General features: G+C 40.5%; 19 protein-coding genes. 5 read left to right on the forward strand and 14 right to left on the reverse strand.

Annotated features, from left to right (window positions below; all coding sequences use genetic code 11):
• Positions 1-20 precede the first annotated feature (20 nt).
• The 3 genes from ypeB to prsW form a co-directional block, all read right to left on the reverse strand.
• Positions 21-1,343 carry a germination protein YpeB gene (ypeB, locus tag EV207_RS02420; RefSeq protein WP_132743274.1) on the reverse strand — a complete coding sequence of 441 codons (1,323 nt, stop codon included), beginning with the start codon at positions 1,341-1,343 and terminating at the stop codon, positions 21-23.
• A 16-nt stretch (positions 1,344-1,359) separates the two neighbouring features.
• Complete coding sequence (gene sleB / locus EV207_RS02425) at positions 1,360-2,217, reverse strand: spore cortex-lytic enzyme (RefSeq protein WP_132743583.1); 858 nt, start codon at positions 2,215-2,217, stop codon at positions 1,360-1,362.
• Positions 2,218-2,336: 119 nt separating this feature from the next.
• Entirely contained in the window at positions 2,337-3,026 is a 690-nt protein-coding gene (prsW, locus tag EV207_RS02430) for a glutamic-type intramembrane protease PrsW (RefSeq protein WP_132743276.1), read from the reverse strand.
• Positions 3,027-3,108: 82 nt separating this feature from the next.
• Between prsW and EV207_RS02435 the strand changes: the two genes are divergently transcribed.
• Positions 3,109-4,083, forward strand: coding sequence for an asparaginase (locus tag EV207_RS02435; protein ID WP_132743278.1), 975 nt, complete (start codon positions 3,109-3,111; stop codon positions 4,081-4,083).
• Between the two features lie 62 nt (positions 4,084-4,145).
• Here EV207_RS02435 and EV207_RS02440 read toward each other — a convergent pair whose 3' ends face one another.
• The 6 genes from EV207_RS02440 to EV207_RS02465 form a co-directional block, all read right to left on the reverse strand.
• Complete coding sequence (locus tag EV207_RS02440) at positions 4,146-5,156, reverse strand: YpdA family putative bacillithiol disulfide reductase (RefSeq protein ID WP_132743280.1); 1,011 nt, start codon at positions 5,154-5,156, stop codon at positions 4,146-4,148.
• 94 nt (positions 5,157-5,250) lie between these two features.
• Positions 5,251-6,531, reverse strand: coding sequence for a Glu/Leu/Phe/Val family dehydrogenase (locus EV207_RS02445; RefSeq protein ID WP_132743282.1), 1,281 nt, complete (start codon positions 6,529-6,531; stop codon positions 5,251-5,253).
• 240 nt (positions 6,532-6,771) lie between these two features.
• Entirely contained in the window at positions 6,772-7,695 is a 924-nt protein-coding gene (locus EV207_RS02450; protein ID WP_132743284.1) for a D-alanine--D-alanine ligase, read from the reverse strand.
• 144 nt (positions 7,696-7,839) lie between these two features.
• Positions 7,840-8,442, reverse strand: a complete 603-nt coding sequence (locus EV207_RS02455; protein WP_132743286.1) for a genetic competence negative regulator — start codon at positions 8,440-8,442, stop codon at positions 7,840-7,842.
• A 133-nt stretch (positions 8,443-8,575) separates the two neighbouring features.
• Entirely contained in the window at positions 8,576-9,367 is a 792-nt protein-coding gene (locus EV207_RS02460; protein ID WP_132743288.1) for a metallophosphoesterase, read from the reverse strand.
• Position 9,368: 1 nt separating this feature from the next.
• Complete coding sequence (locus tag EV207_RS02465; protein WP_132743290.1) at positions 9,369-9,740, reverse strand: hypothetical protein; 372 nt, start codon at positions 9,738-9,740, stop codon at positions 9,369-9,371.
• Positions 9,741-9,914: 174 nt separating this feature from the next.
• Between EV207_RS02465 and EV207_RS02470 the strand changes: the two genes are divergently transcribed.
• The 3 genes from EV207_RS02470 to EV207_RS02480 are packed head-to-tail and all read left to right on the forward strand — an operon-like array spanning position 9,915 to position 11,050.
• Positions 9,915-10,166, forward strand: coding sequence for a spore coat associated protein CotJA (locus tag EV207_RS02470; RefSeq protein ID WP_207902909.1), 252 nt, complete (start codon positions 9,915-9,917; stop codon positions 10,164-10,166).
• 8 nt (positions 10,167-10,174) lie between these two features.
• Positions 10,175-10,441: a spore coat protein CotJB gene (locus tag EV207_RS02475; RefSeq protein ID WP_132743294.1), complete on the forward strand. Its 267-nt coding sequence runs from the start codon at positions 10,175-10,177 to the stop codon at positions 10,439-10,441.
• Positions 10,442-10,480: 39 nt separating this feature from the next.
• Positions 10,481-11,050 carry a manganese catalase family protein gene (locus EV207_RS02480; protein WP_132743296.1) on the forward strand — a complete coding sequence of 190 codons (570 nt, stop codon included), beginning with the start codon at positions 10,481-10,483 and terminating at the stop codon, positions 11,048-11,050.
• Between the two features lie 36 nt (positions 11,051-11,086).
• Here the strand turns inward: EV207_RS02480 and EV207_RS02485 are convergent, their stop codons facing one another.
• From EV207_RS02485 to EV207_RS02505, 5 genes are read right to left on the reverse strand one after another with little or no spacing between them, the layout of a single operon-like run.
• Positions 11,087-11,536 carry a DUF2663 family protein gene (locus tag EV207_RS02485; RefSeq protein ID WP_132743298.1) on the reverse strand — a complete coding sequence of 150 codons (450 nt, stop codon included), beginning with the start codon at positions 11,534-11,536 and terminating at the stop codon, positions 11,087-11,089.
• A 60-nt stretch (positions 11,537-11,596) separates the two neighbouring features.
• On the reverse strand, positions 11,597-11,833 hold the full coding sequence (locus EV207_RS02490; protein WP_132743300.1) for a hypothetical protein: 237 nt from the start codon (positions 11,831-11,833) through the stop codon (positions 11,597-11,599).
• Positions 11,834-11,836: 3 nt separating this feature from the next.
• The gene (locus EV207_RS02495) at positions 11,837-12,418 is read right to left on the reverse strand and encodes a CPBP family intramembrane glutamic endopeptidase (RefSeq protein WP_132743302.1); all 582 of its coding nucleotides are present in this window, start codon (positions 12,416-12,418) and stop codon (positions 11,837-11,839) included.
• Positions 12,411-13,910: a RecQ family ATP-dependent DNA helicase gene (locus EV207_RS02500; protein ID WP_132743304.1), complete on the reverse strand. Its 1,500-nt coding sequence runs from the start codon at positions 13,908-13,910 to the stop codon at positions 12,411-12,413. The genes EV207_RS02495 and EV207_RS02500 overlap by 8 nt, the downstream gene beginning before the upstream one ends.
• A complete protein-coding gene (locus EV207_RS02505) occupies positions 13,903-14,961 on the reverse strand; it encodes a YpbB family protein (RefSeq protein ID WP_132743306.1) in 1,059 nt (352 codons plus the stop codon). The genes EV207_RS02500 and EV207_RS02505 overlap by 8 nt, the downstream gene beginning before the upstream one ends.
• A gap of 135 nt (positions 14,962-15,096) precedes the next feature.
• On the opposite strand from EV207_RS02505, the gene EV207_RS02510 reads away from it, so the two are divergent.
• On the forward strand, positions 15,097-15,342 hold the full coding sequence (locus EV207_RS02510) for a ferredoxin (RefSeq protein WP_132743308.1): 246 nt from the start codon (positions 15,097-15,099) through the stop codon (positions 15,340-15,342).
• Positions 15,343-15,344: the final 2 nt, after the last annotated feature.

A 15,344-nucleotide genomic window follows, 5' to 3' on the forward strand; every position in this document is an offset into this window, starting at 1 on the left:
TTTTTGGCCTTCCCCCTTTGTTAATCCGTGAGTAATTCTACGTTTTCCTGAGTGCCGTCATTTGCGTTGATAAAGATGCGGTATGTGTCGTTCCCTTTCGTTGCGAGAAGTTCATAACAAAGGATATTGTTGCCTGATTCATTTTGGAATATTGCCAGATGAGTCTCTTGGACTTTAATATTTGAATTAAGATCTTTCAGTGCCTCGGATTTAGAAATCTTTGGTGTCATATCAATATCTATCGACCGGTTGATAAGATAATCCGTTTCATCTAATGCAATGATCTCACCATTATCAAGTGCCACTTTGACCCTTAATGATGCAGGGTATACCCGGACATCTCCTACTTTTTTAACATAGGTGAAAACACCGATGTTTTGATATTGATCACTTTTTACCATTGTCATATTCTTGAAGTCATGTTTCTTTAGAAAGCTTTCAGCTTTTTGCGAAGCCTCATGCAAGCTGAGCTTGTCGTATTTTACAGGTCTATTCTTGATAAACCAGATGACATGGCCTCCCTTTTTCGTAACGGAAGCGACAATGCTATTGTCGGTTTTCTTATCTTTAACCGTCATATTGTACGCTGGATAATTGGATCCTTTGCCCGTTTTTTGAATGGAAATGGTATCCGTGTTATTCAGGTTTAAAAAGTGTTTTAGCCTTAATACCGCCGTGTTTTTATCAACAGGCTTTCCACTGATCTTTTTGAATTTCTTCTCTTCATCGGTGTTCAACTGATTCATTTCCGGGCCCCACTGCTCTGAAAATGTTTCAGCTTTGCCATCGACGGTTTTTAGCCCGTCTATAACTTGATTATCATTTTTTTGCTTTTGCGAAGATAAAGCAAGTTCGACATCCATCCAACGGAGATGATTTTGCATCACGACATTTTGAACTTTTCTAAGCCCTTTTTCTACATCCGTTGATTGTTTGTACAGATTTTCCAGAGTATTATATTCTTGCTTTGACAAGGCGCTGTCTCCCTTATCCTTTACACCCGTCTGGTAGCTGTATTTTCCTACATTTGTTAAAAACTCGTTCGTTTTGTTAAAGGGTAAAAGCGTCAAAGGCAGCTCACCGACTGCGCCATGAGCTAAAGCCGAAAGGCGCCAGACATCCGCTAATTCCGGCCGCATCGATTTACGTGAATTCATAGCTAAAGTTGTACCGATTTTATTTTGCAGCTGATCAACATAATACGTTAATTCATGGTAAGATTGTTGATAATTATTTTCTGCATGAATAAGTACAGCATTTTTTTCTTTGTGTTCTTGGTAACCCCAATAACCAACACCGACAACAGCTACGGCCAGGATTCCAATAATCACTGAACGGATCACAACGCATCACCTCCATTTATTTGCAGAAAATATGTTTTCCGATTTTTTCGATTTGTGGTCTGCTCCAAATCCATGCTGAAGTTGCGGTATCCGGATTAAAATAATAGATGGCTCCATGGGTAGGATCCCAGCCATTAATGGCATCCATGACCGCTTGCTTTGCCTTATCATTTGGCGTTAACCAAATTTGTCCGTCAGCAACGGCGGTAAAAGCGCCAGGTTGAAAAATCACACCTGACACGTTGTCAGGAAATTTGTTGCTGTCGATCCGGTTTAGAATAACCGCGGCAACCGCGACTTGGCCAACATATGGTTCACCGCGTGATTCACCATAAACAGCGTTGGCAATTAAGTTTAAATCACTTTGGGAGAACCCTTCCGGCAGATTTTTTTTACTGTATTTCCCTTTATTTTGGTTACCGCCGGCATTATTAGCAGGGGCTTGTTTCCCATTTGATTGGTTCGCGGTGCCTGAACTCTGTTGCTTCAGCGGTGTTCCGCCATAGTAAGTAAAATCATTCCCTTGTCTTATGTTTCTTTTGACATAACTGGCATTATATTTTGAAACTGAAGCAAGTTTTTTCTTGGTTGATGTTCCCGCCAGTCCATCGACCTTCAAACCGTATTTATTTTGAAAGTTTCTTAATGCCCAGTAGGTTCCCCATCCAAAAATCCCGTCTATGTCCCCATTATAAAACCCGATATATTGCAGCCTTGCCTGCAGCTCAATGACATCATCACCTGTTGCGCCATGTTGTATGACCTGTGGTGAAAATGCCTTTGCCTGATCTTGAGGCTGATCAGCAAACAATGCCCAGCCTAAGATAATTAGGGAAAGGATACCCGTCAAATAAAGTTGACGCTTCAAAATCATCATCAATCCTCCTCATAATCTGCGGTTGTTTTTATGAGTGTAGTTTTTCTTAAAGATGACATTTTATGCAAAGCATATTATGAAAGACCTTTGGTTTTGGGCAATAAAAAAACGGCCGATCAGCCGTTTTCCTTGTGTAACATTTTATTTGAATGTGTTTTAAGCCAAGACTGGTGTTGACTGTGTGCCATTTTTACCTTTCTGAGCGCATTCCACCATAGATAAATCATAAAGGGAATAATGATATACAGCCACACGGATTCAATATGGAGGATGAGATCATACAAACCATGAAGCAACGCCGCAGTCATCAACCCTGTTAGAAGGTTTGTTTTTTTCTTCTTAGAGAATTTTGCTTTGCCTATATAATAACCCATTATCACACCGAACAACGCATGGCTGGAAACAGGAAGAAGTGCCCGAATCAATGCATAGTTAATGCCATAGGCCGTTAAATAGAAGATATTCTCAACGGTTGCAAACCCTAATGAAACCGCTACAGCATAGATGATGCCATCATATCTCTCATTAAAAGCGGCATGGTGGTAGGCGGTATAGATAATAATAAACCACTTAAAGAATTCTTCCAGCAATCCAGTTAGGATAAAAGCATTAGAAAATAAGCCCTGAAGCACGCCTTCAGATTTAAATGCGTATTGAATAACCATAACAGGGAACACAATAAGCGCACCGAAAATAAAGGTCTTTACAACCATACCTATCGGTTCAGTGTCATATTTATCTTTTAAGTAAAAATAAAATAAAAGCGCGATGCCAGGTGCAATACCTGCAGAAACAACGGCCAGCATAACGCATCCTCATTTCACTATTTTTTTCTATCGTAACATGTTATCTTAGTTATGGAAATATACGCAACAGGAGTTGAAACTTATGAAAAAGAAAATACTTATTATCCATACAGGCGGGACGATCGCCATGTCTGAAAATAAGGAGACAGGCGCTGTGACACCCGGTGACAGCAATCCATTAAGCCATACAGTGACTGAACTAACGGGTTTAGCTGATATAACCGAAATGCAATTTCTAAATATTCCTTCACCACATATGAAACCAAAGGATATGTTCGAATTATCACGACTCATCAAAACAAAGCTGGAAGCGGATAATTACGACGGCATTGTGTTGACCCATGGCACCGATACCCTTGAAGAAACGGCATATTTTCTTGACCTTGTTCTGGATGTGAATGAACCTGTTGTCGTCACAGGATCCATGCGTTCAAGCAATGAGACGGGATATGACGGTCCGCACAACCTTATTGCATCGGTTAAAACAGCTGTAGCAGGTGAAGCAAGGGGGAAAGGTGTGCTAGTCGTTTTGAACGATGACATTCATACTGCAGAAAACGTAACCAAAACACATACAAGCAATGTTGCAACCTTTCAAAGCCCTCAATTTGGACCAATTGGCATCGTCACAAAGCGCGGGGTTTTTTTCCACCACCATCCAACAAGCAGGGATAATTATAACATTAATAAGCTTGACAAAAAGACAACACTGCTAAAGGCGTATGCCGGCATGGAGCCTGATCTTCTGCAAGCTGTGGATCATTTGGGGTATGACGGATTGGTGATCGAAGCCCTCGGTCAGGGTAACCTTCCCCCTGAACTGATGCCCGAGCTTGATAACTTAATTAAAAAGGGTGTTCCCATTGTCATCGTATCAAGATGCTTTAATGGCATCGTGCAGGATATATATGGCTATGAAGGCGGCGGCAAGCAGCTTAAATCATTAGGCGTCATTTTCAGCAACGGATTAAACGGCCAAAAAGCGAGATTAAAATTGATGGTTGCCTTGGAAATAACCGATGATCACAAAAAGCTTGAAGACATTTTCTTAAATTAAAGCACCCATTACGGGTGCTTACTTTTTGGCGCACATAAGTTCAACTAAGGCTTTCGCCGTTTTTAGGTTTGGCGAAAAGCCAAGTTTTCTTTATCTCGTTCATGAATGGTGTTCGCTATGGCCTCGCCATGGAACCGCCCATTTTCAATAAATATTTCATTTGCATTATTGCCGGCAGCAATGACCCCAGCGATAAAAATCCCTGCCACATTCGTTTCCATTGTATCGGGATGAAACACAGGTCTTCCAGTTTCACTTTCAATCTCTACATCCATCCGTGTTAGGAATGAGTGATCAGGATGGTAACCGGTCATGGCAAACACAACATCATTTGCTATTTCGTGTTTTAGATCATTTTTCTTATATATAACCGACTTATCCTTGATTTCTTCAATTTCGGCTGCGAATATCATCGTTACTTTATCGTGCTTAACCAAAGCCTGAAATTCAGGTAATATCCAGGGTTTCACACTAGGAGAATAATCACTGCCTCTGTAGATGCACGTAACGTGTGCGCCTGCTTTATGCAATGCCATTGCGGCATCCACCGCTGAGTTCTTGCCGCCGATGACAAGAGTGTTACAATCAAAATAAGGATGAGCTTCTTTAAAATAATGAAATACTTTATCTTTGTCTTCACCTGGTATGCCCATCATATTTGGATGATCATAATAGCCTGTTGCGACTACAATATTGCGGGCTTGATAGCTTCCCTCAACGCCGTTTTGTTTTCTGGTTGTTACATCGAAAAACGTATCGTTGTCACCCGTTTTTTTGACATTGATCACCTCTTCAAAGGCGTGAATGCGAATGTTTTTTCTTTTAACGACTTCTCTATAATACGCTAGCGCCTGGTTGCGTTTGGGCTTCTGTTCTTCAATAACAAACGGCATGTCGCCAATTTCTAATTTTTCACTGGAACTAAAAAATTGTTGATGGGTTGGATACCGATAAATCGCCTGGACAACATTGCCCTTTTCAATGACTAATGGCCGGTAACCCTTGTTTTGTAAAAAGATTGCTGCAGATAGCCCACAAGGACCGGCACCAATTATGATGATATCTTCTTTCAATTGTCTTCATCTCCTATAAAAACGAAAGCTTCCCCCATGATCATAGGGGAAGCTTTAAATTAATGCAAACATTAGGCCTAAATGGTGTGCAGGTTCATATCCAGCCGCGGAACCTGGAAGCTTCAGCCATTTTCCTAACACCAACCATGTAAGCGGCAAGTCTCATGTTAACTTTGCGATTTTCGGATGTTGTGTAAACGCTGTTAAAGGCATTCACAAGCACTTTTTCGAGACGATCCTCAACTTCCTGTTCCGTCCAATAATAACCTTGGTTATTTTGTACCCATTCGAAATATGAGACCGTCACACCGCCCGAACTGGCAAGAACATCCGGTACAAGCAATATACCACGTTCAGTTAAAATTTTGGTTGCCCCAAGTGTCGTTGGTCCGTTGGCTGCCTCAACCACGATACCAGCTTTGACCTTATCAGCATTTTCTTCTGTAATTTGATTTTCAATTGCTGCAGGAACCAAAATATCACAATCCAGTTCCAGCAGTTCCTTGTTTGTTATTGTATTCTTGAAAAGTTTCGTTACCGTGCCAAAGCTGTCACGACGATCGAGCAAATAATCAATATCTAGTCCTTCAGGATCATGAAGGGCCCCGTACGCATCGGAAATGCCGACTACTTTTGCTCCTGCATCATGCATGAATTTGGCTAAAAAGCTACCAGCATTACCGAAGCCTTGAACGACGACGCGAGCGCCATTCATTTCAATGCCGCGTTTCTTTGCTGCTTCACGAATACAAATGGTGACTCCTTTTGCAGTTGCTGATTCCCGTCCATGAGAACCACCGAGAACAACCGGTTTACCCGTTATAAACCCTGGTGAATCAAATTCCCTGATTCGGCTGTATTCATCCAGCATCCATGCCATTATTTGTGAGTTTGTAAAGACGTCGGGTGCCGGGATATCTTTTGTTGGGCCAACGATTTGACTAATTGCTCTTACATATCCGCGACTAAGCTTTTCTAATTCAGAAAATGACATTTCCCTTGGGTCGCAAATGATACCGCCTTTACCGCCGCCATATGGAAGATCGACGATTCCGGCTTTAAGGCTCATCCAAATTGAGAGCGCTTTCACCTCAGTTTCGGTAACATTTGGATGAAAGCGAACGCCGCCTTTTGTTGGTCCAACTGCATCGTTATGCTGCGCTCGGTAGCCTGTGAAAATTTTAATCGAACCATCGTCCATTTTAATTGGGATTCTTACAGTAAACATTCGAATTGGTTCTTTTAACAGCTCATAAACTTCACCCGGATAACCTAATTTATCCAGCGCTTCATGAATAACTGTTTGTGTGGATTCAAGTACATCAAGCTTTTCTTTCCCAACTTTTGGTTGGTCGGAGTCATTATTGGCTACCATTTTATTACCCTCCTGTGACTTTACCTTCATCTGCATCTAATAACAGAATTTTATTGGTTATGTTTAATTATAAATAATGATGTCCTTTTGCAAGGAGCATTTTCACACATTAACTATAGTGAATTTGCCGCCATATTTCAATACATGTGTTCAAAAAAGATGTTTTTTATATTTTCTTTCTATTACAAATTTAAATTGTAAGGAATATATAAAGGGGGGAGTAAAACAACCCCCTATTGATTATAACTTTGCAACCGCATTATTAAGAGTCAGCTTAACCAATCGATCAACCATATCATCGTATGATAAGCCCACAGCCCTTGCGGCATCAGGGTACAGGCTTGTGGGCGTCATTCCGGGCAGCGTATTAACTTCAAGAATGATTGGATCACTGCCATCATTCGGGAGGATAAAATCAACCCTTGAATAGATCTTGCAACCAAGCTCTTTGTGCGCCTTAACAGACCATTCCTTCAGCTTCTTCGTTATGTCATCATCAAGCCTTGCAGGGACAATATGTTCACTCATACCAGGCTCATATTTTGCTTCATAATCGTAGTATTTGTTTTTTGGTACAATTTCAATAACAGGCAGTGCTTCAACATCATTACCATGATCAATGACAGACACAGTCAGTTCCCTTCCGGAAACAAACGATTCGATAAGAACATGATCATCAAATTCTAATGCCGCCTCTAATCCCTTTTGAAAAGTTGTATCGTCTTCAGCGATCGTGAGTCCAATCGTCGACCCTTCCCGATTTGGTTTAACAACAACAGGATACCCATACGGCGATGCTGTTAAACTATGTCCCGAACATGCAACGGTCCCTTTGGCAGTAGGAATGCCGGCAGCATCAAAAAGAATTTTCGCCCTTGATTTATCCATAGCAAGTGCAGAAGCCATGACACCTGAACCAACGTAAGGGATATTTAGAATATCGAGGAGGCCTTGAATGCTTCCGTCCTCTCCATATTTTCCATGGAGACCGATAAAAGCGAGATCCGCCTTTAGGTTAATGATTGGTGATAATTCCTCAGGATTAAAATCTATTCCTGTTACTGTATATCCCTTTCTTCGCAAAGCCTCGATAACGCCTTTGCCCGTGGATAAAGAGACATCCCTTTCGGAAGATGTCCCCCCATAAATAACCGCTATTTCCATGACAAACCTCCTTGGTGCTGTTAAATTAACTTAATATAATTTCGCTAAGTTCGGCCGAAAAGTGCCCATTATACAGGCACTTCTCACACATAAAAGCTTTCAATTTTACATATACATTATCATACAGTAAAAACCTCACAAATGTCACTGTGAGGTTTTTCTTTCAACAAAATACGTATAAAGTTGTCTGATGGCATGGTCCGATATGATTTCTTTGCCATATTCAAACAAACGATGGCTTGTCATTGTCGACGTATTCCCATATTCAGCTAGGACAGCGATCAGAAGATCAAGGTCAATAAAGTATTCTTCTTCTTCAAAGCTTAAATAATACTTTCCTTCGAATAGATGAAGCGCCCCCTCTGTAACACCTAAATCATATAATTTGTGTGAAAGGGAGACGACATCTTCAAAATCATCAAATTTGTATAGGATTTCACAGCTTTCATCTAATGTAACCTGCATTTCGATAAATTCATCATGATCATCATCAAACATCTCATGGTCGAGAGACTTGGAGACGATGACTACCATCCCTTGGGCAGGTAAGGAAAACACTTCAACATCTATTGGACCCTCAGCCTGAAAGCCAAGTTCATCATCGGCTTCCATGATCATGTCGCGAAACAGCTGTTGCACCTTAGGTAAATCATGCCACATATCTTCTTTAGATATGCCGCGTTCGTTAAGATCGTCAAATGTTAAAAATATTTTGATCTTGTCGCCAGTTAATCGCTCCAACCGCATCCTATCGTCCTCCTTACCATAAGCGAACTCTTTTTGTATTCTATGCTCCGCCACCTAAGAGTGTTAATAAACGGATGGCTTTAATGTAGTATACAACGTGATTCTGTCAGTGTACAAGCCAAAACCATTGTTTTCACACCAATTTACACAGGTTATGGACCAATTCTAAAAATAGTGTATCAGGCGGTGCGCCAAATCTTAATGGCAACCGAGTTGTACCATAACCATTGCTGATTATTAAAGTGCTTGATAACACCTTCTTAACACCCCCCTTTTCCCTAGGTCCCCATCCGAGAAGACGAATCTGCCCTCCATGTGTGTGGCCGCTGACGATAAGAGATATATTATCATCTTCTTTTATTTGATTTTTTATGATCGGGTTATGGCTAATCAGGATGATGGGACCTGCTTTCTTCATCATGATGGCCCGGTCCAAATCGTCGAGTTCATTCGTCGCATCGTGAACACAGACTAAATTCAAATGTGAAGATTGCGATGACACGACATAAGTATCATTTTCAACTATTTTAACCCCATGTTTCTTTAATATTTCCAGAAATTTTTCCCGATCAACCTGTATATCATGATTTCCCCATACAAAAATGACTGGGCCAAGTGATGTCAGTTTTTTGACATTCTCTTCGACCCTTTCAAATGGGACGCCATTTTCAGTTAAGTCACCTCCAATGATAACGAGATCGGGCTTTTCCTTTATAGCATTCAATAAATCCGAAGTAATCTCACGCCGATGAATATCAGATATAAAGAATATCCTGAAATGATGAAAGGCATGAGGTAAATGGTCGATGGCTACAAAATGCTTTATGATTCTGTCCCGATGAGCTTCAAGATACATAAAGATCAGACCCGCCCCTAAGATGATCATCAACAAAGCGGAAATAATAATAAGCCACAAAATAATCATCCTACCCCCTTTGCCGATCCCTCTCTTTAACCTTATCTAAAGACAAAAGGAGGTGAATACCTGGACATATGATCAATAAGCCAGCCACAATAATATGAAGCCTTGCCAGGAAAATAATGCCCCCGACAAAAATAAGGATATCGATGGCAGCTGCTGCAAAAGTATGATCATTCACCATTATACTGAGAGTTTCTCTTAAAGTGTAAGAAAAAATTAAAACCGCAAATAACAGGAATACAGCAACGATAAAAAAATTGTATGGATTAAGGATATAATACGATAAATAAAAGGAAATGGATTCATTTTCAGGAATGATGACATTTGCACGATAAGCACTTAATATGGCGACCATTAACCAGACGATTCTTTTCATAAAACAAACCCTCCCATACATATTTGTATGAAAAGGCTTAGAAACATTTACAAACTAATACAAGCCTATTGTCTATTTCCCTTCTTTAATACTTAAAATCCTAAACTTCCCATTTTCTATTGCCGAAACATAAGCTGGACATTTGCCAAGCTGTCTAAGCATATATCATCAATGATGACGATTTTACAGGAGGAGGTTTCCGGATTGCCAACCCATCGAAAATCATATCATCCGTATATTAGTCCGTTTGACCCGTGCCCCCCAATTAAAACAAAGACATATGAGACACCTGCACAATTATATTTGGGATTCCAACCAAAAGGCCTAGACCAGTATCAGCCGTCCGAAGCGCTGAAAAAAGGGACGCTATGGCCTGCTTTATACTCGCCTTATACCAGCCCCTATGAAAAAAATAAAAGGGAGTGAAGCATCTCATGACAGAGACCCACCTTCCAAAAGCATATTATGACATGCTTGAGGAACTGCAAACGGTTGATTTTGTCCTTGTTGAGTTGAATTTGTACTTAGATACCCATCCCGATGACCTGGAGGCGTTAAAGCAATTCAACACATTTTCCAAAAAAAGCCGTGAATTAAGGGACCGATTTGAGGAACAATTTGGGCCGCTAGATCAATTTGGCCATAGTTATTCAAGTTATCCATGGAAATGGAATGATACTCCTTGGCCATGGCAAGTATGATCATTTAATGGAAACCAGGAAGGAAGTGAATGCAGGCAGATGTGGTATTACGAAAAGAAACTTCAATATCCTGTTAAAGTCAGCACCTGTAATCCAAAACTAGCAAAATTTCTTATTGAGCAATATGGCGGTGCGGACGGTGAACTAGCTGCAGCCCTTCGCTATCTTAACCAAAGATATACGATCCCTGATAAAGTTATTGGTTTGTTAAATGATATTGGAACAGAAGAGTTCGCTCATCTGGAAATGATTGCAACGATGGTCTATAAACTAACTAAGGATGCGACGCCGGAACAATTAAAGGAGGCGGGCCTTGGTGCGCATTATGCCAATCACGACAAGGCTTTATATTATGAAAATGCCGCAGGTGCCCCTTGGACTGCAACATACATTCAGGCAAAGGGTGATCCGATAGCAGACTTGTATGAAGATATCGCTGCCGAAGAAAAGGCCCGCGCGACCTATCAGTGGATTATTAATATGTCTGACGATCCCTTTATTAATGACTCTCTCACTTTTCTTCGGGAGCGGGAGATCATTCACTCACAACGGTTTCGCGAGGCTGTCGAAATTCTTAAAGAGGAACAAGGCAAAAAGAGAATCTTTTAGATGCCTGCACAGGAGGCATCTTTTCTTTGCAGGTGATTATTTATGATATAAGTTAATATCTTTCTTTTTATCAAGTAAAGCCAGAACCTCACGTTTTCCTCTGCCGTCAAGCTGTTTATACCAAAGCTCAAAATGGCGGTCAATTACTTCTTTTCTTAAATCATTATAATCATCATCTGCATCATCATACTTTTTTTGAATCGTTACCCAGATTACGGTTAGTCCGATGGCAACAATAGCGAGCAATAAAACAAACGGATCGGCCAAGATCGAGCTTAATTGATGCAACTGGCTGGATCCAGATAATTTGAAGTAAAAAAGGTAGTATAGCAGAATTGTATAAATAATAATCAAAGAAAAGCCCCAAAACGTTCTAATCTTCTTGTATTTAGCCTCTTTATCTTTGCGCTTGATCAGCTTCAACAAAATGTCATATGTCAATTCAGGCACCATGCCCTCATCTCTCAAGTTTTTAAGCTCCTGCATCCGATCTCTCCCCCTTGTTCCTAAAATATGATTGGACCCATTATTTTAGGACAAGGAAGCCTAATTATATGATGATATAACGAAAATAAGGATAAAAGATACCATTGCGATAAACGCCCATAAAATGATATTTGAGAAAATAAATTCAGGGGTTTTTATTGTTTTCTTTTCAGAATGTTCATCTTCATGTTGTGATTTTGCTCTTTTCCTTAAGATTCCTTTTTTACGATGCCTGTCTAATCTGGAAGGGAATTGGTCAAATTCCTCTGTTTGGATTTGATTATTTTCCTGCTCCATCCTTTATCCCTCCTGTTTCTTCAACTGCCTTTTAAGGATAATGCCAAGAAGAACATCGATCGTATAGTGTGCAATGATTGGAACAAGCAGGCTCTCTGTGATCAAAAATAAACAGCCTAAATAAAATCCGAGAACAATTGCGGTCGTCAGCAATAAAGGCTTCTTAATATATCTGACATGGATTAGGGCAAAAAAGAGGCTTGCTGCCGTTAAACCAAATTGTGTCTGAATTAAACCGCGGAATACACATTCCTCAGCTATAGCCACTACAGCCATTAATACGAAAATCTGTGGATATGATAAAGCCTTGAACATTCGTTTATTAATACCGCCGTCATCATACCATGCTTCAGGTACCATTTTATCGATGATGCATTCCAAAATAACGATAACGATTGAGGTGCCAAAGCCAAGCAAAATGACATTCTTCCAGTTGAAAATCCAAAGTGACATGAAAAGAGATGCATCTCGGAAAAAAATAAAGTAATAGGCAATACCCGCCAGTATGACAAGTCCCTGGGATAAATAGAGTGTTTTAATAACCTCTCTGTCGGTCATTTGACTTAACATGCCATCATTACTCATGGTCAATCTTATCCAGGCCCAAAAGTTTCCGTAATCTTACCTGCCATCCGATCCTTTGCGTCTCTTTTATAACAGGATCAACTTTCACAAAATCATCCAGCAAGCAGCCACAAGCATCACAACAACAGGGAACCTTATCAGATAACTTTTCTTGGAAGCTATTGAGATATGCCTCACGTCTGCAATCCGTCGTCGCCAGCCACCGTTTGACCTCATAAAGTTCAGAGATCTTCTTTTGTTTCCTAAGCTTAATGGTTTGGTCAATTTTCGAAAATAACTCTTCGCTCTTATGCTCCTCCGGGAAAACTTTCGTCAGCTGATAAGTTAAAAAACGGGCTGCCGTTTCACTTGCTCCCTCCTCCATCATTATGCTAAAGCATCCTTTTGTTCCCGCTTTGGCACCAGTGGCTTCCATCCTATTTAATATTCTTAGCAGCATCGGTTGGTCAGGATATTCCTTTTCAATCAATGCCTGTGGCAGGAGGTCATCCTCATCAGTATAAAGGGTTACTGCTGCACTTGGCAGCCCGTCGCGTCCGGCCCTGCCGATTTCTTGTATGTAGGCATTCATATGCTTAGGGTAATGGAAATGAAGAACAAGACGAACATTCGGCTTATTAATCCCCATACCAAAAGCATTCGTACAGCAAATGATATCAAGTTGATCATTTAAAAATTGATATTGAATAGCTAAGCGGTCATCCGATGATAATCCGCCATGATAATAAGCGACATGGAGGTCTGTCTTCATCCTGATTTGGTTTGCCAAACGTTCCGTCCAGTCCCTCGTCGAGCAGTAAATAATTCCTGGTGATGGCTGTGACGATATGATCTTGATTGTTCTTTTAATCTTTTCCTCAACATTTGCAAGCTTGTCCACAAATAACGAAATATTTTTTCTGTCAACGCTATATATATGCTGACGGTCGTCCTTAAAGTCCAAATAATTGAGTATATCTTGTCTGACTTTAGGATTAGCAGTCGCTGTCAGGGCAAGGCATGGCGGCTTGCCAACCGCTTCTCTAATTTGCGCAAGCTTCAAATAATCAGGGCGGAATTCATGGCCCCATTGCGAGATACAATGCGCTTCATCAATGACAAACAGGCTGAGTTTTAGCATGGACAACCTATTAATCAAAAGATTATTTTGCAGCATTTCCGGTGAAACGAACAGGAAGCGCAAGAAGCGGATGCTATTTAGCACATCATCTTTTTCTTGCGGGGTTAAAAAGCTGTTAAGTGCAGCAACCTTCTTTTCCCCAAGCATTCTGATTTGCTGGACCTGATCTTCCATCAATGACAAAAGCGGTGACACAATCAGAACCAAACCGTCCAGTACATACCCTGGCAGTATGTAACATAGTGATTTACCGCTGCCTGTCGGAAGCATAGCGAAGACGTCATAGCCTTTGAGGACGTCTTCAATGACTTCTCTTTGACCCTCGCGAAAACGCTCATATCCAAATGTTTCCTTGAGAATAGTGTCAATCATGTTTACCCACACTTTCTTTTGCCATGACAAGCCGAATTTGAAAATAACTTATATCGCTGCCCGCTATATCTCTAATAGGTTTCAAGCGTTTAATAGATTGTTGTTCCAAAACAGTCTTTACCCTATGATAAACCTCCCTGGAAACAAATGTATTAATATCAAAATCTTCCATATACATGGCGATTTCAACTAAATGATCTTCAATTGTACTTTCCTTTAAGCGCCGGTACTGGGCAATTTGCTGGATCGTTAACCCCTTCTTAATAAAGGTCAGTGTTTTATGGGTTGAAGCTGTTAAACCTTTGCTATCTGACTTTTCCAAAAAGCGACTTAGCAAAGGGTAGTTATCCTTCCCATCATTAATCTCCTGACTTACTGCTCTCAAACAAGATGTCATGAGCACTGCTGCTTCATAATAATCAATATTTAGCAGCTCAGAGGCTTGCATCAAGGTTAAACCGGTTTGTTTGTATCCTGATAATTGAAGAACAAAAATGTCTGCTTCAATATTAGGACGTGTTTGTAAACTGTTTTGCAGCTCATTTAGTAGCTGTGCAGCAAGTTCTTGTCTGTCTAATTTTGCTTTCTTTAGAAATCGTTTCGTCCACTCAAGCGGTTCTTTATCATTTGTAACCGGAAGAAAGCGCCCTTCATCCCGAATCAAGTTAGACATCGTTTGCACCGTTAATTTCAGTCGCTTCCAAAAGCGTTTGGCGGTGCTTGAATGGTGAAAATAAGCCAATCCGCTTGGGAGCTGGAAATGTTCACCTGCTTCATTCATATAAGCCAGACCGCTTAGTGTAAGACGGAAATGGCCGTCACCAACTGATTGTATCAAGTTAGATTGCTCGCATTCATTACACATTTTGTTCAGGTCTTGCCTAGTGATCACTTCAAGTGATTGAAAAAAGGGCTGAACATTGAATAACACGCTGTCCTGAATTGTCTGTGCGGACTTTTTCCCTTTTAATAAATGATAGATTCCGGAAATTGAACGTTCACCCTTAAAATGATGAATTAAAGTTAAAAAGAAATATGCAGTAAAAGACATGTTCTTATCTCCTAAGCTTAAAACATAATCATATTTTATACTATTAAAGGGTATTTTTCGACAAGAAAACGTGTCAACTCTAGACTTCTATTATACAATGGATGATAGACGCTGCTCTAAGGAGGCTAAAACATCATGAGTAAATATACAATAGTAGATATTGAGACATGCATCGCATGCGGGGCATGCGGGGCATCAGCTCCTGATATATATGATTATGATGAGGAAGGCATCGCCTTTTGCCTTCTAGATGAAAACAAAGGCATACAAGAAGTACCAGAGGAGCTTATGGACGATATGATCGATGCGTTCGAAGGCTGTCCGACTGATTCCATTCGAGTGGCCGATCAACCATTTGACGGCGACCCTGATAAATATTAAAG

The sequence above is a fragment of the Scopulibacillus darangshiensis genome (assembly GCF_004341035.1).
Classification (GTDB): domain Bacteria; phylum Bacillota; class Bacilli; order Bacillales; family Sporolactobacillaceae; genus Scopulibacillus; species Scopulibacillus darangshiensis.